The organism is Cellulosimicrobium sp. SJTW-1, from assembly GCF_047716875.1.
Lineage (GTDB): Bacteria > Actinomycetota > Actinomycetes > Actinomycetales > Cellulomonadaceae > Cellulosimicrobium > Cellulosimicrobium funkei.
Genome location: NZ_CP136680.1, coordinates 2,765,609 through 2,787,378, shown reverse-complemented (window position 1 = coordinate 2,787,378; position 21,770 = coordinate 2,765,609). Strand labels below are relative to the sequence as shown.

Sequence of the window (21,770 nt, the reverse complement as noted above, 5' to 3'; positions counted from 1 at the left end):
GTACCGCGAGGTAGAGCCGTGGTCGCGACCAGGCCTCTACCTCGGTCTACCTGGCCTCTACCTCGGCGTGCCGGGGCTCTCCCTCGGCGGGGTGGGGCGGGGGCCGAAGACGGCGGTGCCGACGCGGACGATCGTCGCGCCCTCGGCGACCGCGAGCTCCAGGTCGCCGCTCATGCCCATGGACAGCGCGCGGGCGTCCGCGGTCCCGGGCGCGCCCGACCCCACGACGGCGTCGCGCACCGCGCGCAGGCGCGCGAAGCCCGCGCGCACCACGGCCTCGTCGGGCGAGTTCGCACCGATCGTCATGAAGCCTGCGAGCCGCAGCCCGTCGAGCGCGGCGACCGCCGTCGCGAGGGCGGGCGCGTCGTCGGGCCGCACGCCCGACTTCGACTCCTCGCCCGAGACGTTGACCTGCACCAGGACGTCGAGCGCGCGGCCGTCGCGCGCGCAGCGCGCCGCGAGCGCCTCGGCGAGCGCGAGCGAGTCCACGCTCTCGACCCCGGTCGCGGTGCCGAGGACCTGGTTGACCTTGTTGCGCTGGAGGTGGCCGATCATGTGGACCTCGACCCGCCCCGCCGCCACGAGGTCGGCGAGGTCAGGCGCCTTCGCGACGAGCTCCTGCACGCGGTTCTCGCCGATCAGGTCCGCACCGGCCTCCACGACCGCGCGCACGGCGTCGGCGGGCTGGGTCTTCGTCGCCACGAGCAGCCGCACGTCCGACGCCGCACGCCCGGCCGCGCGCGCGGCGTCGTCCACCCGGGTCCGCACCCGGGCGAGGTTCTGCGCGATCTGCGCGGGCAGCACGGACGACGGCTCGGGGAGGGGCATGCGGCCAGTCTAGGTAGCCACTCCTCGTGCATCGCCAAGCGACTGGATCGAGCCCTCCTCCCTCCACGCGCCGAGAGAGATGGTGAGTATGGGTAGCTGTCGAGAGGCCGCTACGTCCGCACACAGCGCTCCGCCGAGTGCATGGCAGACGTTCTCCCATGTCCCGTCCCGCGTCCAGTCGGCGAAGTGGTGGGACGCGGTGCTCGTCGAGCCGTAGGCGGCGCGCAGCGTCGGCCAGGAGGCGCCCGTGCGGACCTTGGCAAAGATCGCGTCAACGCTCCTGCGGGCGCGGTCTCCTCGCCCTCGGGAGAACAGAGGAGCGATGGCCCCCCACTCCTCATCCGACAGATCCCGGGGCAATACGCCGATTCCGTGCTCTCTGTGCCACACCTCGGCGGCACACGGGGCTCCTCCGCGACGGGCTTCGCGGTCCTCGAGGACCGCCACGGTGGCGTCCAGTACGTTCAACGCGACGTGGCGGAGCTCGGGCCGCTTGACCGCGCGCAAGGACCCGAGCGTCCCGTCGTCAGCTGCAAGACTCGACACGTGCTCAACAAGGTCGTCGGCACCACGAGCTTCCACCATGTCGCAGACTGAGAGCCAGACGTGGTCTTCCACGAGGTCGGCATCGAGTGACGCGCATGCGCACGGAGGAACGTCGGCCTGGTAGCGGCCCCTGCAGCGATATCCACGGTAGCCCCAGGAGAGTGTGCTCGAGTCGGCGCCCGTGTACGTCCTGCCGCACGGAGAGGTCATCCTCCCGGAGAGTGGGTACGCCGAGCGCCTTCGCGACGGGGTTGTTCGACGAAAGCGTGCTACGAGCGCGTCCGCGTCGCTCTCGCTGACGATTCTCGGTAGAGAGATCCTGACGCTCTCGCCCCAGAGCGGCTCGCCGTCCCGTCCACGGAGAGCATGCCGCCCCCGGAAGTGGATGACGGCGTCGATGGTCGCGGTGGAGAGGACCCTGCTCCGCAGGTTGCCCTCGGTCCAGGGGCGTCCCGAACGGGTTGGTCGACCCTCGATGTTGAGCCTGGCTGCCGCCGCGGCGAACGACACGCCGTCGCGGAGAACGAGGTCGACCGTCTCGGTGATCGTCCGAGCCTCCGACTGGTCGATCTCGAGGTGCGGTGACGAGAGCTGGTCTCTGGCGACGCGGTACCCGAAAGGCGGTCTTCCGCCGATGTGAGGGGCGCCGGTCGATTGCGCCTTTGCCTGAAGTCCACCTTGCGTCCGACGGCGGATGTCATCCACCTCGGCAGCAGCGCGTGCAGCGAGGACCTCCACCACCGCGCGCCCCAACCGGCACAGATCGTCGACCCTCAGCGACGACACGGCGAGCGCGACCCCAGCGGCGGCCAACGCGTCCACGGTGTCCCAGATGTCTCGTCCTGAACCGAGCCGGTCGATGCTGTCGATCACCACGACCTCGAAGTCGTGTCGCTCGGCAGCGGTCACGAGCGCCGAGAACCCAGGCCGTCGGGAGGGCGCGGAGAGTCGTGAGACACCGAGGTCGACGAAGGATCGAAGGTAGCGCCAGGAACTGTCGTCCGCGTAGGCACGGACTGCGTTCTCCTGGCGAACGAGGCCGAAGCGAGCTGCCTGACGCCTCTGACTGACTCGTTGATACCCGACCGCGCGCGAGCCCGCTGACACGTTGGATGAAGACTCCACGGTGCACCCCTGCTGCTCCTGAACGGCCGACCATCGGCACATGTGTTGGTCGGGAGAGTAGCCATCGCCCCCGACACGCGCGGTGAGCCGCAGGAGTGCTGTACTACCTCGCGATCGGGGCGGCCGTGCCCGCGGTGAGGCGCAGCAGGTCCGCGGGCGCCAGGCCCAGGTCGAGCCCGCGGCGCCCGCCCGAGACGTAGACGGCGTCGAACGCGAGCGCGCTGTCGTCGAGGAACGTGCGGTGGGGCTGCTTCTGGCCCAGCGGCGAGATCCCGCCGACGACGTAGCCCGTCGCGCGCTCGGCGGCGGCAGGCTCGGCCATGCTCGCCTTCTTGCCGCCTGCGGCCTTGGCGAGCGCCTTCAGGTCGAGCTGTCGGTCGACCGGCACGATCCCCACCACGAGCGGGCCGCCGTCGACCACGGCGAGCAGCGTCTTGAACACCTGCTCCGCGGGCACCCCGATGGCCGCGGCCGCCTCGAGCCCGAAGGACAGCTCGCTCGACGGGTCGTGCTCGTACGGGTGGAGCGTGTGCGCGACCCCCTCGCGCTCGAGGAGGGCGACCGCGGGCGTGCCGGCGTGCGCGGAGGACTTCGACTTCTTGGCCACGGCCCGATTCTGCCGCAGCGGCGAGCTAGACGTTCACGTCGAGCAGCGAGCCGATCGCGTACGTCACGCCCATCGCGACCGCGCCGCCGACGACGGTTCTCACCGTCGCGCGGCGCGTCGGCGCGTTGCCCAGGCGCGCCGACCCCCAGCCGGTGAGGACGAGCGCGAGCACGACGGCGACGAAGGTGAGCGGGATGCGGATGGTCGCCGGGGCGAGGAGGATCGCCGCGAGCGGCAGCAGCCCGCCGACGGTGAACGACACGATCGAGGCGACCGCGGCCTCCCACGGGCTCGTGAGCTCGTCGGGGTCGATGTGCAGCTCGGCGTCGGCGTGCGCGGCGAGCGGGTCGCGCTCGGTGAGCTGGACGGCGACCTGGCGTGCGAGGTCGGGCGTCAGGCCCTTCGCCTCGTAGATGCCGGCGAGCTCGTCGAGCTCCGCGTCCGGCATCTCCGCGAGCTCGCGGCGCTCGGTCGCCAGCAGAGCCTTCTCGGTGTCGCGCTGCGTGCTCACCGAGACGTACTCGCCCGCCGCCATGGACAGCGCGCCCGCGAGCAGCGCCGCGCCGCCCGCCGTCGCGATGACGGGGATCGACGTGCTCGTCGCCGCGACGCCCACGACGACGCCCGCCGTCGAGACGATGCCGTCGTTCGCGCCGAGCACCCCCGCCCGGAGCCGGTTGAGCCGCGAGCCCGTGCTCTCCGGGTGGTGGGGCTCGCCGGGGTGCCGACCGGTACGGGGCGTGTCGCTCATGGTCTCACCGTAGGGTGCCGCCGCCGAAGCGCGACCGGTGGCGCGAGACCGTCGACCGCGACCGCCGCGCGTCCTCTACCCTGCTCCGCGTGACGCAGGGGAACTCCACGGACGACCGGCCGACGACGCGCGCGGAGCGCTACGAGCACGGGCGGGCGGTGTTCGGCGCGGTCAACGAGGCGGCGCCCGGCGCCATCGCCGAGGCGCTCGCCGACGTCTCGCCCGAGCTCGAGCACCAGATCTCGGCGTGGGCGTACGGCGAGATGTACGCGCGCCCGCACCTGGAACCGCGGGACCGCCAGCTCGTCACGCTCGGGATGCTCGCCGCGCTCGGCGGGTGCGAGGCGCAGCTCGACATCCACGTGGGGACCGCGCTCGACGTCGGGCTGACGCCCCGGGAGATCGTCGAGGCGCTCCTCCAGTCGGCGGTGTACTGCGGCTTCCCGCGCGCGCTCAACGCGACCGCGGTCGCGAAGGACGTCTTCGCGCGGCGCGGGCTCCTGCCGGTCGAGTGAGGGCGGCGGGGCGCGGTCTCGCCCGGCCTACAGCGGCCCGACGGCGAGCACCGTCACCACGGGCTCGCCCGCCTCGTCGCTCGCCGCGAGGTCGACGCTCGCCGTGATCGCCCAGTCGTGGTCGCCCGCCGGGTCGTCGAGCACCTGCCGCACGAGCCACGTGCCCGCGGGCACGACGCCGCCGGGGGCGTGCTCCGCCGTCGGGCCCTCGTGGCCCGCGGGCAGCTCGGCGCCCGCCTCGACGACGCGGAACAGCGCCGCGGAGCGGGCCCCGGGCCCGATGCCGATCGCGTCGTCGCCCTGGTCCTCGAAGAGCGGGTCGAGCGCGTCCCCCCACGCGTCCGCGTCCCAGCCCGCGCCGCCGTCGAGCGCGCCGAGCGCGCGGTAGTCCTCACGCGCGGCGAGCTCCACGCGCTTGAACAGCGCGTTGCGCACGAGGCGGCGGAACGCGCGCGGGTTGCCTGTGACGGGACGCGACGGCGCCTCGGCCCCCGCCCCGGAGAGCGGGCCGTCGCCCACCTCGGTGTCCGCGTCGTCGTCGACCGGGTGCGCCAGGCGCTCCCACTCGTCGAGGAGCGACGAGTCGACGCCGCGCACCAGCTCGCCGAGCCACTCGACGATCTCCTGCACCTCCTCGGTGCGGTGCTCCTCGGGGACGACCTGGCGCAGCGCGCGGTAGGCGTCCGCGAGGTAGCGCAGCACCACGCCCTCCGTGCGCTCGAGCCCGTAGACGGACACGAACTCCGCGAACGTCATGGCGCGCTCGACCATGTCACGGACCACGGACTTGGGGGAGAGCTCGGCGTCCGCGACCCACGGGTTGGACCGCTTGTACATCGCGAACGCGGGCGCGAGCAGCTCCTCGAGCGGCTTGGGCCACGTGATCTCCTCGAGCAGCGCCATGCGCTCCTCGTACTCGTACCCCTCGGCCTTCATCGCGGCGACGGCCTCGCCCTTGGCGGCGCTCTGCTGGGCGTAGAGGACCTGGCGCGGGTCGTCGAGCGTCGCCTCGATGACGGAGACGACGTCGAGCGCGTGGGTCGCGCCCTCGACGTCGAGCAGGTCCAGGGCCGCGAGCGCGAACGGCGACAGCGGCTGGTTGAGCGCGAACTCGCGCGGCAGGTCGCCGACGAGGCGCACGCTCGGGCGGTAGCCCGCGGGGCGCGACGGGTCGGGGACGCGCACGCGCTCGACGATTCCCGCCACGCGCAGCGAGCGGTAGATGCGGAACGTCTGGCGCACGTGCTCGCGGCGCTGCGACTCGGTGTCGTGGTTCGCGAGGAGCAGGTGGCGCATGGCCTCGACCGGGTCGCGACGCGGGTCGCTCGCGTCGGCCTGGCCGCCGCGACCGTGCTGCGCGGTGCGCGCGAGGACGTTGAGCACCATGGCGTGCGTGACGGTGAAGTGGCTCGTCAGCGGCTCGGGCTCGGCGTCGCGCAGGCGCTCGAACGTCGCGTCGGTCCAGTTGACCGAGCCCTGCGGCGCCTTCTTGCGGACGATCTTCTTGAGCTTCTTCGGGTCGTCGCCCGCCTTGGCGAGCATCTTGCGGTTCTCGATGACGTGCTCGGGCGCCATGACGAGCACCTCGCCCACGGTGTCGTACCCGGCGCGGCCCGCGCGCCCCGCGATCTGGTGGAACTCGCGTGCCGTGAGGTGGCGCATGCGCTCGCCGTCGAACTTCACGAGGCTCGTGAGCAGCACGGTGCGGATCGGCACGTTGATGCCGACGCCGAGCGTGTCCGTGCCGCACACGACCTTGAGCAGGCCCGCCTGCGTGAGGCGCTCGACGACGCGCCGGTACTTGGGCAGCATGCCCGCGTGGTGCACGCCGACGCCGTGGCGCAGGAACTTGCTGAGCGTCTTGCCGAACCCGGTGCCGAAGCGGAAGTCGCCGAGCTCGGCGGCGATCGCCTCCTTCTCGGACTTCGTCGCGACGTTCATCGACAGCAGGGACTGCGCGCGCTCGACCGCGTCCTTCTGCGTGAAGTGCACGACGTACACGGGCGCGCGGCGCGTGCTGACGAGCTCCTCGATGACCTCGGTCAGCGGCTCGACGACGTAGCTGAAGTGCAGGGGGACCGGCCGCTGCGCGGTGGTCACCGCGGCGACGGGCCGGCCGGTGCGCTCCTCGAGCTCCTCGACGAACCGGGTCGTGTCGCCGAGCGTGGCGGACATGAGCAGGAACTGGGTGTTCGGCAGCTCGAGCAGCGGCACCTGCCACGCCCAGCCGCGCTGCGGGTCGGCGTAGAAGTGGAACTCGTCCATGACGACCTGGGAGATCGCGTCCTCGTCGTCCGCACCGGCGTTCTCGCCGCCGCGGCGCAGCGCGATGTTCGCGAGGATCTCGGCCGTGCAGCAGATGATCGGCGCGTCGGGGTTCACGGCGGAGTCGCCCGTCGTCATGCCCACGTTCTTGGAGCCGAACGCCGCGACGAGCGCGAAGAACTTCTCGCTGACGAGCGCCTTGAGCGGCGCGGTGTAGTAGGTGCGGCCGCCGCGGCCCGAGCGGTGCGCGGCGAGCGCCGCGAACTGGGCGCCCATCGCGACGAGCGACTTCCCCGACCCGGTGGGCGTCGAGAGGATGACGTGCGAGCCGGTGACCAGCTCGATGAGCGCCTCGCTCTGGTGCGGGTAGAGCTCGAGGCCCTGCTCCGTCGCCCACGTGGTGAACCCCTCGTAGAGCGCGTCCGGGTCGGGGGCCTTGCCCGTCGGGGCGGGCACGTGCGCGAGGAGAGCCGGGGTGCGGCCGGTCGTGGTGGTCACTGGACGAGTCTGTCAGGTGTCGCGCAGGCGGGTCGCCTGGCCGCAGCCCGGGGCGATAGGCGAGGAGCGAGACGGGGGTTGATAGCGCTGTCAACGTGTGCGAGGGTAGCCCCGGACGTGCACGGGACGCGCGTCCGGCCTCCGCGTCACCGACGACCACCGAGCCCACGCCGCCGTGGGACGGAGGGAGCACCCCTTGCGGTCACCCGCAGATCACCCGCTCGTCACCTGCCCCTGACAGGGTTGCGCGGGCCCGCCCCGGCCCTCCGCGCCATCCCACCCCCTGACCGACCCTGCCGCCCCGGCGCCCCCGCCGGCGGCCCCTGCCTGAGGACACCATGGCCCCCAGCCTGCCGACCCCCCGATCCCTGCACCCCAGACCCGTGACCCCCGCGACCCCGGACCGCCCGCGCCGACCCGCCCCGCGGCTGGTCGCGGGCGCGCTCGCCGTGGCGCTCGCCGTCGTCGGCCTCGCGCCCGCGACCGCCGCGAGCGCCGCCCCCGAGCCGCCGTCGGCCGACTACGCGTCCCTGGTCGACGTCTTCGTCGGCACCGAGGGCGACTACGGCAACGACATGCCCGCCGCGCAGGCGCCGAACGGCCTCGCGAAGGTCAACCCGCGCACGACCCCGGGCCGCAACAACACCGGGTACGACTACGCGCAGTCGAAGATCTCGGGCTTCACGCACACCAACCTCGACGGGGTCGGGGGCTCCGGCGGCGGTGGTGACCTCCTCGTGGTGCCGACGTCCGGGTCGTACACGGCGCGCCCCGGCACGGGCACGTACGCGCACCCGTTCTCGCACGACGACGAGCAGGCGGGTCCTGGCTTCTACTCCGTCGGGCTCGGCAACGTCGCGGGCAGGGACGGCGCGATCACCGGCGCGCCGGGCACGATCGAGGCCGAGGTCGCCGCGACCACACGCTCGGGCGTGCACCGCTACGCGTTCCCCGCGGGCTCGACGCCGAGCCTCGTCGTGGACCTCGAGACGAACAACACGAGCCGCCGGTCGTCGTCGGTGCAGGCCGAGACGCGCGCGGACGGCACCGTGGAGCTGTCCGGACAGGTCACGGGGTACTTCTACAACGCGGCCTACACGCTGTACTACACCGCGCGCACGCTGCAGCCTGCGACCGTGCAGACGTGGGGCGACGACGACAAGCTCGTCGACGCGACGTCCCAGGACGGCGTCGACACCGGCGCGATCCTCACGTTCGACCCGGCCGACGCCGAGGAGATCGGGCTTCAGGTCACCCTGTCGCCGGTGAGCGTCGAGCAGGCGCGGATCGACCAGCAGGTCGAGCTCGGCGACCTGTCGTTCGACGCGATCCGCGACCGCACGCGCGCGGAGTGGAACGCGACGCTCGGGCGGGTCGCGATCGACGCGTCGACGGCGACGGACCCGACGGGCGAGCTCCAGCAGCTCTTCTACACGCACCTCTACCGCATGTTCGCCATGCCGATGAACGCGACGAGCACCTCGGGCACGTACCGCGGCGTCGACGGCGCGGTGCACGCCGCGCAGGGCTTCACGTACTACGACTCGTGGGCCACGTGGGACGACTTCCGCAAGTTCTCCGTCATCGCGTACATCGACCCGGCGCTGTACCGGGACATGGTGCAGTCGCTGATCTACCTGTTCGCGGACGCCGAGGCGACGGGCACCGGCGGCGATCTCGGCGGGTTCGTGCACTCCGTCCCGACGGTGCGCTGGGAGCGGTCGTCGGTCGTGGTCGCGGACGCGATCGCCAAGGGCTTCGACGGGTTCGACCGCCTCGACGAGGCGTACCCCGCGCTCCAGCGCCTCGTGGGGCAGTACAGCGCGGACGAGCTCCGGCGCGGCTACGTGGCGGGCAACCCCGGCGCGTCGGTGCAGCGGGGCTACGACCAGTACGGCCTGTCCGTGATCGCGGACGAGCTGGGGCTGACCGACGAGGCCGAGACGCTGCGCGAGCAGGCGTCGTGGCCGATCGAGAAGCTCACGAAGCCGGGCGCGTGGACCGCGGCCGACGGCACCCCGGTCGGCCTCCTCACCCCGCGTGCTGCCGACGGCTCGTGGCAGAGCGCGGACCACGAGCGCTTCGAGGCCGCGAGCCTCTACCAGGGCACGCTCTGGCAGTACCACTGGTACGACGCGTACGACATGGACGCGCTCGTCGAGGCGATGGGCGGCCCCGAGGCGGCCCGCCTCGCGATGCGTCACATGTTCGGGGAGCACGCACCGGACGACGGCAAGGCCATGCTCCACTCGAACGCCAACGAGATCGACCTGCAGGCGCCGTACCTGTTCAACTACACGGGTGAGCCGAGCCTCACGCAGAAGTGGGCGCGCGCGATCTACACGAAGGAGACCTGGAACCGGTACATCGCGACGGGCTCCTCGAGCGCCGTCCCGAGCGGCGGCGGCGAGTTCACGCCGCCCGTGAGGACGAAGGTCTACCGGCTCGACCCGCGCGGGATGCTCCCCACGATGGACAACGACGCGGGCACGATGTCGACGATGTTCGTCGCCGCGGCCGTCGGGCTGTTCCCGGTGACCGCGGGCTCGTCCCAGTTCCAGGTCGGGTCACCGTTCTTCGACTCGACGACCATCACCTACGACGACGGCAGCGCCTTCACGGTCACGGCCGACGGCGTCTCGGAGGACGCGTTCTACGTCCAGTCCGCGACGCTCGACGGCGCGACGTTCGGCAACACGTGGGTCGACTACGCGACCGTGGTCGGGGGCGCGGACCTCGCGTTCCGCATGGGCGAGCAGCCGAGCGACTGGGGCACGGACACCGCGCCCGCGTTCTCGATGAGCACCGCGACCGACGAGCCGGCCGAGGGACCGCGCGTCAGCGCCGAACCGACCACCGTGCAGACCGGCGACGGCGGCGCGCTCGACGCGACCGTGACGCTCACGCTCGACGGCGCCCGCCTCGCCGCGCCCGCCGGTACGGACCTCGTCACGAGCGGGGCGGCGAGCGTCGTCGGGCTGCCCGACGGCGTCACGGCGGCCGTGACGGTCGCGTCGCCGACCGCGCTGACCGTCTCCCTGACGGGGACGGCGTCCGCCGACGCGCGCTTCTTCGTCCACCTGGGCGACGCCGCGCTCGCCGACGGCGTCGCCGCGGCGTCGCTCCGAGGGCAGGGCGTCTCGGTGCGCTCGCCCCTGCGGCTGTCCGTGGCGTCCGCCGAGCGTGACGCGCTCGCCGCGCTCGTCGACGACGCCGTGCTCGTGCGGCACGGGAACTACTCCTCGGTGACGTTCGACCGGTTCTCCACCGCGCTGACGAAGGCGCAGGAGGCCCTCGGTGACGAGGCCGCGACGAGCATCGCGCTGCGGTTCGCGGCCGACCGGCTCGGTGCGGCGGCAGACGCGCTCGACCTCACGGGCGGCGGGTACCGCACGCTCGAGGCCGAGCAGTCCGAGGCGTGGTCGGGCGGGGAGCTGAAGAACGAGGCGAACAGCTCGTCCGGCAACCTCGGCGGCGTGCGTTCCGGGTCGTGGGTGCAGTACCGCGACATGACCTTCGAGACCGCGGCCGGGGACACCTCGCCGCGCTTCCTCACGGTCCGGTACGACACGAGCTTCGCCCCGACGGACACGCCGAGCACCGTGCGCGTGCACGCGGGCGACGTAAGCGGCCCCGTGGTCGCGACCGTCGACCTCAAGGGCACGAGCGGCTGGGGCAGGTACGCCGAGGTGACGGCGGAGCTGGGCGACGTGCAGGCGCTCGTCGACGCGCAGGTCGTGACGTTCGAGCTCCTCGCGCCGTCGGGGCGGAGCTGGGTCGGCAACTTCGACTGGTTCCGGTTCAGCGCCGAGGACCCGGCGACCCCGGGCCAGCCGGGCGAGTCGCCGACGGTGACGATCGAGGCCGAGGACTGGACCGCGAGCTCCGGTCGCGGGCTCAAGAAGGAGTCCTCGACCTGGACGAGCGGTCCGGTGACGAACGTCGGCGGCACCGCGGACGGCGACTGGATCGCCTACGGCGAGGTCGACCTCGGTGAGCTCCCGCTCGGCGAGCTGTCGGTCCACTACGTGCACAACGCCAACCGGTCCGGGAACAACTCCGCGCTGTCGGTGTACCTCGACGCGTTCGACCCGGCGAACCCGGGCGAGCCGTTCGTCACCGTCCCGCTGGCGACCACCGGGTCGAGCTGGACCGCGGACGGGACCGCGACCGTCATCCTGCCCGAGACGGTGCAGGGGACGCACGAGGTGTTCGTGCGCCTGTCGACCGAGCCGTACGCCGACCACCCGTACGTCGCGAACCTCGACAGCCTGACGTTCGCGCCGGGCGGCCCGACGTCGGTCGTCGTCGAGTCCGAGGCGTGGACGTCGCACTCGGGCCGGGGGCTCAAGAACGAGAGCTCGACCTGGACGAGCGGGCCGGTGACGAACGTCGGCGGCACCGCGGACGGCGACTGGCTCGCCTACGGTGAGATCGACCTCGGCTCCGCCGCGCTCGACCAGCTCTCCGTGCGCTACGTGCACAACGCGAACCGGTCCGGGAAGAACTCGGCCCTGTCGGTGTACCTCGACGCGTTCGACCCGGCCAACCCGGGCGAGCCGTTCGTCACCGTCCCGCTGGCGAACACCGGGTCGAGCTGGACCACGGACGGGACCGCCGTCGTCGACCTGCCGAGCACGGTGCGTGGCAAGCACCAGGTGTGGGTGCGCCTGTCGACCGAGGCGTACGCCGACCACCCGTACGTCGCGAACCTCGACAGCATGCGCTTCTTCACGGACGCGTACGACGTCGAGGTCCCGCCGACCGACACCGCGGCGCTCGCGGCGGTGGTCGACGCGGCCGGGACGCCCGAGGCGGAGATCGCGCGGTACGGCCGGATCGACGCGCGCGTCTTCACGCGCGAGCTCGCGGCGGCACGGTCCGTGCTCGCCGACGCCGGCGCCACCCAGGCGCAGGCCGACGAGCGGGCCCGGCGCCTCGGCCTGGCCACCGACCAGCTCGTGCCCGCCGAGCGCCGTCGGCTCGAGAACCTCGTGGCGAGCGCGGAGACCCTGACCGACGACGGGTACAGCCCCGAGTCCTGGCAGGCCTTCCGCACGGCGCTCGCCGCGGCGACCGGGACGCTCGACGACGCCGCGGCGTCCGACGGGGCGCTGCACGACGCGCGGCTCGCGCTCCAGGGCGCCGTCGACGCCCTGGAGGAGCCGGCCGACATCGTGCTCGTCGAGGTCGAGGTCAGCCCGCGCTGCCTCGCCGGCAAGCCCTACGTCGCGGTCCGCGCGGTGAACGTCTCCGACGCGGCCGTCGACGTCGAGCTCGCGTCGTCGCTCGGGACGAGGTCGTTCACCGGCGTCGCGCCGGGCGCGAGCGCGTACCAGTCGTTCGCCGCGCGGTCCGCGACGGGCGACCTGGACGTCACCGTCACGGCGACGGGAGCGGACGGGACGCAGACCGTCGAGCAGGTCGTCACCGTCCCGTCCTGCTCCTGACCGCAGGACGCACGACCGACCCGGGAGGCGCCGACGGGGCGCCTCCCGGGTCGGCACCTGGCGCCTCCGCCACGGACCGGGCACGCTGGTGCCCCGACCGAGGACGGAGGCGCCACCGTGACCGAGGAGTACCAGGGTCGGCCCGCGTTCCACGCGCAGACACCCGCGGAGTGGCGGGCGTGGCTCGCCGCGCACCACGACGACCCCGAGCCCGGGGTCTGGCTCCTCACGTGGCGCCGCGAGAGCGGCCGGCCGACGTTCGGGTACGAGCCGTGGATCGAGGAGGCGCTGTCCTACGGCTGGATCGACGGGCAGGCCGCGACCGTCGACCAGGACCGGCACGCGCTGTGGTTCACGCGCCGCCGCCCCGGCTCCCGGTGGACGCGCCTCAGCAAGGAGCGGGTCGCGCGCGTCGAGGCGGACGGACGCCTGACGGACGCGGGGCGCGCCGTCGTGGAGGCGGCCCGGGCGGACGGGTCCTGGACCCGGCACGACGACGCGGAGGCGCTCGTCGTCCCCGACGACCTCGCCACGGCGCTCGGCGAGCGGCCCGACGCGCGTGCCCGCTTCGACGCCTTCACGCCCGGCGTGCGGCGCTCGATCCTCGGCTGGATCGTCGAGGCGAAGCGGCCCGAGACCCGGGCCCGCCGGATCGCGGAGACCGCCGAGCTCGCGGCGCAGGGCGTCGCCGCCCACCAGCCGCGGCGCTGACGGCGCACGGCGGTGCGCCGCACCCCACCGTCACGACAGGTCCCAGAGCAGCCGGTAGTACGCGATGCGCTCCAGGTCGGGGTCGACGCCGTAGCCCGCGTAGACGTGGCCGTCGTACCCGGGGCCGTAGTTCCACTCCGTGCTCCACGCCGCGACGGCGAGGTCAGCCCAGCGGTCCGCGACCCCGAGCGAGCCGAGGTCGACGTGCGCGGCGAAGGTGCCGTCGTCGTGCAGGAGCGTGTTCGGCACGCACGCGTCCCCGTGGCACACGACGAGGCGGTCGACCGGGGGAGCGTCGTCGAGCCGGGCGCGTGCCTCGGCGACGGCCAGACCGCGATGCTCGGGGAACCACTCGTCGGGGCCGTGCCCGCGCGCGAGGCGGTCGTCGGCCTGCGCCACGCGCTGCGCGACGGACCAGGTGAAGGGGCACGACGCGACCGGGAGCGCCTCGTGCAGCGCACGCAGCCCGCGGCCGATCGCGGTCGCCGCGACCGCCGGGTCGCCCGCCCAGCGCGCCTCGACCGCCGACCGCCCCGCCACGGCTTGCGTCACGAGCCACGAGCCGTCGTCGTCCGCGCCCTGGTCGAGCACGCGCGGCACCGGGGTCCGGTCGCCGACCCACGCGAGCCGCTCGGCCTCCGCGGCCAGGTCGATCTCCGGGACGCCCGCCGGGACCCACTTCGCGTACCGGACCGGTCGCGCGGCCTCGCCGCCGCGGGGGTCGAGCCGGAACGTCAGCCCGCCGACGGTGTTGCGCCAGACCGGGGTGACGACGTCGTCCCCCGCGAGCGCGCGGACGACGGCGGGGACGGCCACGGGTCCGGTCGGGATCTCGGCGATGGTCTCGGCGCGGCTCACGCGGGCGATCCTCGCACGCGGTCCGTCCGCCGGTCACGGCCATTCCCGGCGCGACGTCGGCCCGGCGCGCCGGTCGTCGGTGCGTCAGCGGGGAGGGCGGGCGGCCGCGTCGCCGTCCGGCGGGAGCAGCGCGTCGCACACGGCGACGAGCCGCTCGCGCAGCACCGCCCCGCGGGCGGCGAAGGCGCGCTGGTGCCGCACGTACTCGGCCTTGCCCTCGGGAGTCTCGATCGCGACCGGCTCCAGCCCGTACGACGACACGTCGTAGGGCGACGCCTGCATGTCGACGACGCGGACGTCGCGCGCGAGCTCGAACGCGTCGAGCACGACGTCGCCGGGGACGGCCGGCGTGAGCTTGAGCGCCCACTTGTAGAGGTCCATCGTCGCGTGCAGGCACCCGGGCTGCTCCAGGGCGGGCTGCGTCTCGCGCGTGGGCCGCAGGCGGTTGAGCGGCCCGGCCTCGGGCGTGAAGAAGCGGAAGGCGTCGAAGTGGGAGCACTGCACGGGGTGGTCCTCGACGACCCGGTCGGTCCCGTCGTGCCCGAGCCGCAGGGGGAGCGGGTGCCGGTGGTCGCGCCCGGCCGCCTTGTCGCGGTAGACCATGGCCCACTCGTGGAGCCCGAAGCAGCCGAACCGGCCGGGGCGCGACGCGGTGGCGTCGAGCAGGGCGCGCAGGTACCGCACGGTGTCGCCACGGTCGGCGAGGAACGCGTCGGTGTCGAGCGCCAGGCCGTCGGGCGTGCGCCGGTACCAGCGCCATCCGGCGCGGTCGGCGTACGGGTGGGGCGCCGCGTCGGTGCCCGGCGCCGCGCCGCGCGCGGCGGTCGGGGGAGCCAGCACGACGCCCGGCCCCGGGTGCCAGCGCCGGAGCTGGGCCGGACGCGTGGGGTAGTAGGTGAAGAGGAAGTCCTCGATCGCGTGCTTCTGCCCGAGCGGCTTGCGGTGCCGCCACCCGGCCGTGAGCGCGTCCGCGCGCTCGGCGTGGGCGCGGTCGAGCTCCGCCCACTCCGCGACAGGCAGCACGACGGGGCGGACGACGGGCGTCGTCCGGTGGGTCGCGGTGGCGGTCGCAGGCACGCACCCAGGGTACGAGAGCCCACGGGGAAGCCCTAGGAGGACGCGTGCCACGGAAACGAACCGTCACCATCTCGACCCTCGTCGTCGCCGCGCTCGCGTGCGCAGGCATCGCCACGGCGCGCGACGACTTCCCAGCCCTGCTCGACGAACTCCGCGAGACGGCGGGCAGCTCCGCGCAACTGCCGGACGCCACCGCATCACCCGACCCCTCCGTCGACGTCGAGGAGGTTCGGGCGCTACTCGATGAGCTCGAGGTCAAGGGCCGCGCGCCCAAGGCCGGCTACGACCGAGACCTCTTCGGGCCTGCCTGGGCCGACACCGACCGCAACGGATGCGACACCCGCAACGACGTGCTGCGCCGCGACCTCACTGCCGTCACCTTCAAGCAGGGCACGAACGGCTGCGTCGTCCTGAGCGGGACGCTCCAGGACCCCTACACCGGGCAGTCGATCAACTTCGAGCGCGGGCAGGACACGTCCTCGGCCGTCCAGATCGACCACGTTGTCGCCCTCGCCGACGCATGGCAGAAGGGCGCCCAGAAGTGGAGTGCTGAGACCCGCGAGCAGTTCGCCAACGACCCGTTGAACCTGCGTGCGGTCGACGGACCGACGAACCAGCAGAAGGGAGCGGGCGACGCCGCCACGTGGCTCCCCCCGGCCAAGGGCTACCGATGTGAGTACGTCGCTGCGCAGGTCGCGGTGAAGAGCGCGTACGGCCTGTGGGTCACCGCGGCCGAGGCCGACGCCATCGAGCGTGTACTGGAGGGCTGCTGAATCTCGCTCAGCTTGTGCCCTCGTCATCCGGTTCTTCGGGCGGTGGTTCTTGCTCTGAGCGTTCGTGTCGGATGAAGTCTGCGTGCGTGAGCTGTTGGCGCAGCGCCCGGAGTGCCTCCGCCATCTCGGGCGTCAACGGCACCTTGTAGTGGCTGCCGAAGAGGTGACCCACCTCGTGGATCTGCGAGCTCAACCCACGGCTCGCTGCCGCGATCAGACGCTCCCGGTCGCTGTCAGAGAGGTTCCAACTGGGGCCATAGGTCCGGAGAAGATCGTTCTCGACGGCGGACGCTGCCGCGGATACGGTGAGACGGCCCCGGAAGTCGGTGATCCGTTCCAAAGCCCGCTCGGCCTCGACCGCCGCCGCGAGCTCGTCCTCCTCCTCCAGGTTCTGGGACGTGACGGAGATGGCGAGGGCGTCGTCAGCCTTCCTCAAGAGCTCGCGCGTGGAGAGCTGGTAGTACCTCTGTCCCGTCTCGCGCTGGAACTCCGACACCAGGAGCGGGTGCGGCACGTCGCGCCCGCCCGGGACCTTCTGCCACCAATCCGTCTTGGCGTCGTCGGTGATGAGGACGACGTCGGTCCCGTTCTTCCTGGCGTGGGCGAGCACCTCGCACCACAGCAGGTAGTCACCCGCCGCCGCGGACACGCCGCGGCCAGTGATCTTGTGCGCGTCGTCGAACCCCGGGGGTAGGCGCAAGGGGACGCGGACCGTCTCGAAGTCGCGGGCACGCTTCGCGACCTTCTTCGCCCGAGGGGCTCGGCCGACCTGGTCGTCGTCGAGCAGTGTTTCGAGCTCGGCGAGGACAGGGTCGTCGCTCTGGTCGATGCGGTGCGGGTCGTCCTTCTCGAGCTCATCGAGTCCGTCGACGATCGCCTTGACCAGCGGGTTGATGAGCTCCTTCACGCGGGTGGTCGTCTCGTCGTAGCGGCCTTCGCCGCCGCCGAAGGTCTTCACGGACTTCTGGAGCGCGTCCGCCGCCGCGCGGACCGTCTCGTAGGCGGTGCCGATCCCGGCCGCGACCTCGCGACGGTTGCGGTGGAACTCGATGCCCACCTGGTGGGGGAGGAAGAGCCGGGGGCCGATCGCCTTCAGTACCTTGAGTCGCGTGGCGCGCAGGTCAGGGGAGACGCGGTAGAGGCCGAGCAGCACGTTGGTGTCGAGCACGACCGTCGCCTCACGCAGGGCGGTGTTGACCTCGTCGTCGTCGGGCCGCTCGTAGTGGTGGCTGAACTGGGTTCGCACGCGCACACGCTACGCCCTCGGCGCTCGCTGTCGGTGGGGGCCGATACGCTCCCGCACGACGACGCCCCTACCGGCTACCCCCTGAGCTGGTCGGGGCTCGTCGCGTCTGGGCTCAGCGGCGCTCGACGGCGTCTGCCCAGAGCCACGCCCAGCCCTCGCTTCCCTCGCGCGAGACGTATTCCCCGGCTATTCGGTCCTCGTCGGGCTCATGCGTCGGTGCCACGCCCGTGCCCTCAGGCATCAGGTCGGATGTACGGCGTCACCTTGACAAGGCCCGTTGGAAGATCAGAGACCGCTCGCGCAAGGTCTGGTGTCACGAGTTTCACCTCGAGGAGGACCTGCGGCTGCACCTGCTCTGTTACCGCTTCGCCGAAGGCGCTGAGCAGTTCGTCGGGGACGTGCGCGTACAGGCCTCGGGCCGTCCCCAGCTCGGTTCGGGTCCATTGGCACCGGACGATCCGGAACTGGGTGATTGGTATGCCCTCCGCGCGCAGCACGCGTTGGGCGGTGGGGGCGTCGAACACGCACAAGTCGCCGACGAGGTCGCTCCCTGGCGTGGTGTGCGCTGCGGCGAGCAGGTCTGCGGCCGTGAGCGCGTCGAGCGCCTTTCTCAGGATGGCGTAGCGCGATGGCTCGATCGGTCTGCCGGCAGAGGCTCTCTGCTGGAGGGGCTTGGGTTCCTCGCGCGTGACGGTCACGCGGGAGACGGCGATGCCGGAGCCGTCCCAGATCCCGTGCACCTTCAGCAGCTCGTCAGGTCGAAGGGTGGGCTCGGGTGGATCGGGCCACGTGGTCCTTACCGTCCATGGCGAGTCGTAAGGGGCAGTCTGCGCATGTTCCGGGTCGAGGGCGAGGCCTGTCTCGCCCTCGACCACAATGGGGAGTCCGGCGGCCACCACTCGTGACCCCGGCTGCAGCCCTTCGATCACGGTGATGGCGCTCAGTAGTTCGTCCCCACCATGACCATCCAGTAGTAGTACCCGGTCGGGCAGCCCGGCACGTAGAACCGCTGGCACTTCCATGACTTGAAGTCCGGTGCCACCTTCTTCAGGTACGCCATACGAGACTGACAGTTCGCAGACGACGTGATGTGGAAACCGTCGTAGGGCGTCCAGGTGATGACCTGCGGCGTGACGATGACCCCGCCGTCATCAGTGTCGACAGCGCCCCGCTCATCGATGCCCTGGAGCTCGCTGGCGACGTGAAGCTGGGCAACCTCGGCCTGGGCGTTCTCAGCAGCTGCGCACGCCGCTGCTGCGGCTGCCGGGCGAGCGCCGACAAGTAGGGCAACCAGGATCGTTGCCAGCACGGCAAGGGGGATCAACCCCTTGCGTGTACGCAAAGCGATCGATTCGTTCATTTCCACGCTCCTCTCTCGTCGGGAGCGTGCGCGAACTCCTGCAGCCCCCTGCTGGTGCCTGGGACGGTACGCCCGAACGTGTTCCTTGTCTCGGGATACCTCGGCCCGCCCGGCTCTGCAGCAGTCGCTACGGGCAACTCGAGGCTCCACTCAACTACCTGACCTGCACAAACAGATCCGATAGCCGGTTAACAGGTAGCGCACGTGGACCTGGCGGCCCGCCCATGCGACGGCCTCGCCGTCGACGCGGGCCTCGCCGCTCTGGCGCTGCGTGACCCAGGCGCGCACCGGGATGCCCTCGGCCGGTCGCACGATCCGCTCGCCGCGCCGCGCGAGCTCGGGCGCTTCATCGGCGTGGTCGCGCATCGGGACCGTCTCGATGCCGGACGGTCAGCCGCCCGGAGGCGGACGTCGACGAGTACCCACGACACAATCGTATTCGAACACCAGTTCTATTGGGTTCTCGCCAAGGCGTCGTCGACGTAGGCGACGCAACTGCTGAGCCCGCACATCTCGTCGCACCCGGATGTTCTCCAGGGTGTTGTTGTCGACGCGGGCCTGACGAGGAGGAGAGGAGCCCGCGGCCAGCGGCGCGTAGCGGGGGTACGAGGCCGGAAGACGGCCTGAAGGCCATTCAGCCCCGAACGGGTGACAAAGGTCCTCGATCTTGTGTCTGGGCGAGCACCTGGCCGAGGTGACTGCCACGGTGGGGCGCGTCGGCCCGCAGGGGGCCAGACGCTTCAGTCGAAGGAGACCGCCAGGCATGAAGCAGCAGATGAGGCGCTCGACCACAGCACTCGTCACCGTGATGGCGCTCTGCGCCGCATCCATTCCCACGGCTGCCGCGCAGGAATCGAGCACCGCCACACAAGACCCGACCACGGACGTGGCCGTGCTTGATGGCCTCGATCCTCAGGCCGAGGTCCTAGTGATCGACGTCGGTGAGGGGCCCGGAGACCTGAGCACCCTTGTCGTCGACGTCAACGACCTGACCGAACGTGAGCAGCACGAGGTGGCGAGCGACCTTGAGATCATGCTCGACGCTGACGCCACCGCACAGGTGCTGCCCGCCGGTGAGGCTGAGAGCCAGCTCGCGCTCGACACAACAGTCGGGGCGGCGCTGCGCGAGGCGGGCGCACCCCAGGGCGGCGGGGGTGTCGTCACCGCGATGAAGACCGCGGCGACAGTCTCGATCAAGTGCAAGGCTGACCGCGAGTTCGTCGACGCCAACAATCGGCTCAGCATCCAGAACAACTGCCCCGTCAAGAAGGTCCACTGGGGGCTGCGTCTGAGCGACGGCTTGAAGAGCATCATCAACTCAACCGTCACTGAGCGTGGTGCCAAGGGCTGGCGTAACGGGATCTCCCTCGGCATGAACGCCCGCCACGCCAACGTGGGCAAGACCTACTGGTTCCACGGCGGGTTCTCGATGAACAGCGTGCCTGCGACATTCAAGTTCGATGACCAGTTCACGTTCACCATCCGCTCGGGAGGCAAGACCCTGCCTGCCTCGCTCTACGTCTGCAAGACCGTCAGGCTGACCGCATGAGCGCCAGCGACAAGCCCCCTGCCGCGGACCTCGCCACCATCACGACCTGGCTCCCCGAGGAGTCCCATGGGGTCGCCACGACCGACACCGATCGCCATGAGGTCTGGATCTTCTTCCCGATGCTCCGCGGCGGATTGCGCACCGACCAGCTCTACGTCGGTAAGCGAGTGCACCTCACCTACGAGCCGACCCCCGACCAAGACGGCTACAAGTGGATCGGGATCGAGGTAACGCCGCTACCCCGATAGTGTCCGGCGCGGGCCCGCAGACACGGGCCCGCGCCCTCGCACTGCCTGCCGCGTGACAGACACCGTCCACGATGCAGAAAGCCAGCATTCCCAACGATCTCTCGCGTCTCGCTCAGGGGAATACGTGTTCGAACAGCGGCGTAGCCTGGACGGGTGACGACGACCGCGCTCGACCCGCTCGAGGTGGCTCGCGCGACCTTGCGTCGCGCCGAGCTACGCACGGGCGTGCGCGCGTCGACGCCGGGCGTCGTCGACCTCGACGACGGCCCGCGGCCGCTCGGCGCGATTCTCGACGACGGGCGCCTGCCGCGTGGCACAGCGAGCGTCGTGACGGGCTCGACGTCGCTCCTGCTCGCGCTACTCGCGACCTCCCAGGGCACCTCGGACTGGCTCGCCGTCGTCGGCGCGCCCGACGTCGGGATGCTCGCGGCCAACGACGCGGGCGTGGCGCTCGACCGCGTCGCCCTGGTCCCCAAGGTAGGGGAGGACCCTGCGGGCGTCGTCGCGGCCCTCCTGGGTCGTCGCGGCCCTCCTGGACGGTATGACCTACGTCGTAGTAGGCCCCGACGCCCACCTCAGCCCATCCGAGCGACGCCGCTTGCTCGCCCGCGCGCGAGAACGCGGCTCGGGGCTGGTGAGTGTCTCACCGTGGGATCAGGCCGCGGTGCGTCTCGACGTCGTCGAGCGCCGCTGGGCGGGGCCGGACCGTGGGGCCGGCTACCTGCGTCGTTGCGAACTCGACGTCGCTCGCACGGCACGCGGCATGACGGACCGCTGGACACTCACCCTGCCCATGCCGGGAAGCCCGCTCGTCGACGCCGTCGACGGCCAAGCGCGCCCGGCAGCGTCGACGCGCCGCACGCGGCTGCGCCTCGTCGGGTAGGGCCTCGCCGCTCGGCGCTCGCGGCCCCGGGTCAGCGGTTGTTGTACGCCTCGACGACGGCGGCCGAGATGCGGCCGCGGTCAGACACCTCGTGCCCGTTCTCGCGCGCCCACTGACGGATCGCTGCCCGGTCGTCGCCACTGGCGGCGGGCACGGTGCGCCGTCCAGCGCGTCGTCCGGCGTCGATGAAGGGCTGGAGCGCGCGCAGGAGCTCGTCGCGGTGCTCGTCGTTGAGGTCGATCTCGTAGACGGTGTTCTGCCACGCGAACCGGTAGGGCTTCGCACCCTCCGTGCCGTCCAAGTCGTCGGTCACGATCACGCGCTTCTGCTGCACCATGCGCCCCATGATCGGGCATCGGCGCCCATGGACGCACCAGAACGGTGCTGGCCCCGTCCCAGCGCTTCGCAAGTGGCCCTCAGGCAGAGGCTCGGGTGATTTCCTGCGCGCTGGCGTCGTCCGGCGTTGAGCCCTCGGGCGGG

The 21,770-nt window shown here is 72.2% G+C and carries 19 protein-coding genes; 7 read left to right on the top strand and 12 right to left on the bottom strand.

The window, feature by feature from the left end; all coding sequences use genetic code 11:
* Positions 1-57: 57 nt before the first annotated feature.
* The 4 genes from RSE42_RS12745 to RSE42_RS12730 all read right to left on the bottom strand — a co-directional run bounded on the left by RSE42_RS12745 (position 58) and on the right by RSE42_RS12730 (position 3,857).
* Positions 58-828 (bottom strand): YggS family pyridoxal phosphate-dependent enzyme, encoded by a 771-nt coding sequence (locus tag RSE42_RS12745; protein ID WP_194216697.1) that lies wholly within the window; start codon positions 826-828, stop codon positions 58-60.
* A 9-nt stretch (positions 829-837) separates the two neighbouring features.
* On the bottom strand, positions 838-2,541 hold the full coding sequence (locus tag RSE42_RS12740; RefSeq protein ID WP_415296487.1) for a recombinase family protein: 1,704 nt from the start codon (positions 2,539-2,541) through the stop codon (positions 838-840).
* A gap of 61 nt (positions 2,542-2,602) precedes the next feature.
* Positions 2,603-3,106 (bottom strand): Cys-tRNA(Pro) deacylase, encoded by a 504-nt coding sequence (gene ybaK / locus RSE42_RS12735; RefSeq protein ID WP_034650359.1) that lies wholly within the window; start codon positions 3,104-3,106, stop codon positions 2,603-2,605.
* A 25-nt stretch (positions 3,107-3,131) separates the two neighbouring features.
* A complete protein-coding gene (locus RSE42_RS12730; protein ID WP_031316729.1) occupies positions 3,132-3,857 on the bottom strand; it encodes a VIT family protein in 726 nt (241 codons plus the stop codon).
* Between the two features lie 89 nt (positions 3,858-3,946).
* Between RSE42_RS12730 and RSE42_RS12725 the strand changes: the two genes are divergently transcribed.
* On the top strand, positions 3,947-4,372 hold the full coding sequence (locus RSE42_RS12725) for a carboxymuconolactone decarboxylase family protein (RefSeq protein ID WP_114553341.1): 426 nt from the start codon (positions 3,947-3,949) through the stop codon (positions 4,370-4,372).
* 27 nt (positions 4,373-4,399) lie between these two features.
* On the opposite strand, the gene RSE42_RS12720 is transcribed toward RSE42_RS12725, so the two are convergent.
* Positions 4,400-7,135 carry a DEAD/DEAH box helicase gene (locus RSE42_RS12720; protein ID WP_415296484.1) on the bottom strand — a complete coding sequence of 912 codons (2,736 nt, stop codon included), beginning with the start codon at positions 7,133-7,135 and terminating at the stop codon, positions 4,400-4,402.
* A gap of 383 nt (positions 7,136-7,518) precedes the next feature.
* Here RSE42_RS12720 and RSE42_RS12715 point away from each other — a divergent pair, with 383 nt between their 5' ends.
* Together RSE42_RS12715 and RSE42_RS12710 are read left to right on the top strand one after the other, a co-directional pair.
* Positions 7,519-12,585 carry a glycoside hydrolase domain-containing protein gene (locus tag RSE42_RS12715; RefSeq protein ID WP_415296483.1) on the top strand — a complete coding sequence of 1,689 codons (5,067 nt, stop codon included), beginning with the start codon at positions 7,519-7,521 and terminating at the stop codon, positions 12,583-12,585.
* 117 nt (positions 12,586-12,702) lie between these two features.
* Entirely contained in the window at positions 12,703-13,296 is a 594-nt protein-coding gene (locus RSE42_RS12710; RefSeq protein WP_415296481.1) for a YdeI/OmpD-associated family protein, read from the top strand.
* A 30-nt stretch (positions 13,297-13,326) separates the two neighbouring features.
* Here RSE42_RS12710 and RSE42_RS12705 read toward each other — a convergent pair whose 3' ends face one another.
* Both RSE42_RS12705 and RSE42_RS12700 read right to left on the bottom strand, forming a co-directional pair.
* Positions 13,327-14,154 carry an aminoglycoside 3'-phosphotransferase gene (locus tag RSE42_RS12705; protein WP_415296480.1) on the bottom strand — a complete coding sequence of 276 codons (828 nt, stop codon included), beginning with the start codon at positions 14,152-14,154 and terminating at the stop codon, positions 13,327-13,329.
* Positions 14,155-14,238: 84 nt separating this feature from the next.
* Positions 14,239-15,231, bottom strand: coding sequence for a 3-methyladenine DNA glycosylase (locus tag RSE42_RS12700; RefSeq protein WP_415296478.1), 993 nt, complete (start codon positions 15,229-15,231; stop codon positions 14,239-14,241).
* Between the two features lie 44 nt (positions 15,232-15,275).
* Between RSE42_RS12700 and RSE42_RS12695 the strand changes: the two genes are divergently transcribed.
* Positions 15,276-16,004: an HNH endonuclease family protein gene (locus tag RSE42_RS12695; protein WP_081895958.1), complete on the top strand. Its 729-nt coding sequence runs from the start codon at positions 15,276-15,278 to the stop codon at positions 16,002-16,004.
* A 7-nt stretch (positions 16,005-16,011) separates the two neighbouring features.
* Here the strand turns inward: RSE42_RS12695 and RSE42_RS12690 are convergent, their stop codons facing one another.
* From RSE42_RS12690 to RSE42_RS12675, 4 genes are all read right to left on the bottom strand, one after another.
* Positions 16,012-17,250 carry a PIN-like domain-containing protein gene (locus RSE42_RS12690; RefSeq protein ID WP_128082835.1) on the bottom strand — a complete coding sequence of 413 codons (1,239 nt, stop codon included), beginning with the start codon at positions 17,248-17,250 and terminating at the stop codon, positions 16,012-16,014.
* Between the two features lie 233 nt (positions 17,251-17,483).
* Positions 17,484-18,179 (bottom strand): hypothetical protein, encoded by a 696-nt coding sequence (locus tag RSE42_RS12685; RefSeq protein ID WP_085387631.1) that lies wholly within the window; start codon positions 18,177-18,179, stop codon positions 17,484-17,486.
* 11 nt (positions 18,180-18,190) lie between these two features.
* Positions 18,191-18,610 carry a hypothetical protein gene (locus tag RSE42_RS12680; RefSeq protein ID WP_034654486.1) on the bottom strand — a complete coding sequence of 140 codons (420 nt, stop codon included), beginning with the start codon at positions 18,608-18,610 and terminating at the stop codon, positions 18,191-18,193.
* 150 nt (positions 18,611-18,760) lie between these two features.
* Positions 18,761-18,976, bottom strand: coding sequence for a hypothetical protein (locus RSE42_RS12675; RefSeq protein WP_043655110.1), 216 nt, complete (start codon positions 18,974-18,976; stop codon positions 18,761-18,763).
* Between the two features lie 397 nt (positions 18,977-19,373).
* On the opposite strand from RSE42_RS12675, the gene RSE42_RS12670 reads away from it, so the two are divergent.
* From RSE42_RS12670 to RSE42_RS12660, 3 genes are all read left to right on the top strand, one after another.
* Complete coding sequence (locus tag RSE42_RS12670; protein ID WP_034654492.1) at positions 19,374-20,159, top strand: hypothetical protein; 786 nt, start codon at positions 19,374-19,376, stop codon at positions 20,157-20,159.
* Positions 20,156-20,407, top strand: coding sequence for a hypothetical protein (locus RSE42_RS12665; protein ID WP_034654493.1), 252 nt, complete (start codon positions 20,156-20,158; stop codon positions 20,405-20,407). Before RSE42_RS12670 ends, RSE42_RS12665 begins: the two co-directional genes overlap by 4 nt.
* Positions 20,408-20,948: 541 nt before the next feature.
* On the top strand, positions 20,949-21,290 hold the full coding sequence (locus tag RSE42_RS12660) for a hypothetical protein (RefSeq protein WP_137281009.1): 342 nt from the start codon (positions 20,949-20,951) through the stop codon (positions 21,288-21,290).
* A gap of 31 nt (positions 21,291-21,321) precedes the next feature.
* Here the strand turns inward: RSE42_RS12660 and RSE42_RS12655 are convergent, their stop codons facing one another.
* Entirely contained in the window at positions 21,322-21,627 is a 306-nt protein-coding gene (locus tag RSE42_RS12655; protein WP_034654496.1) for a histone-like nucleoid-structuring protein Lsr2, read from the bottom strand.
* Positions 21,628-21,770 lie beyond the last annotated feature (143 nt).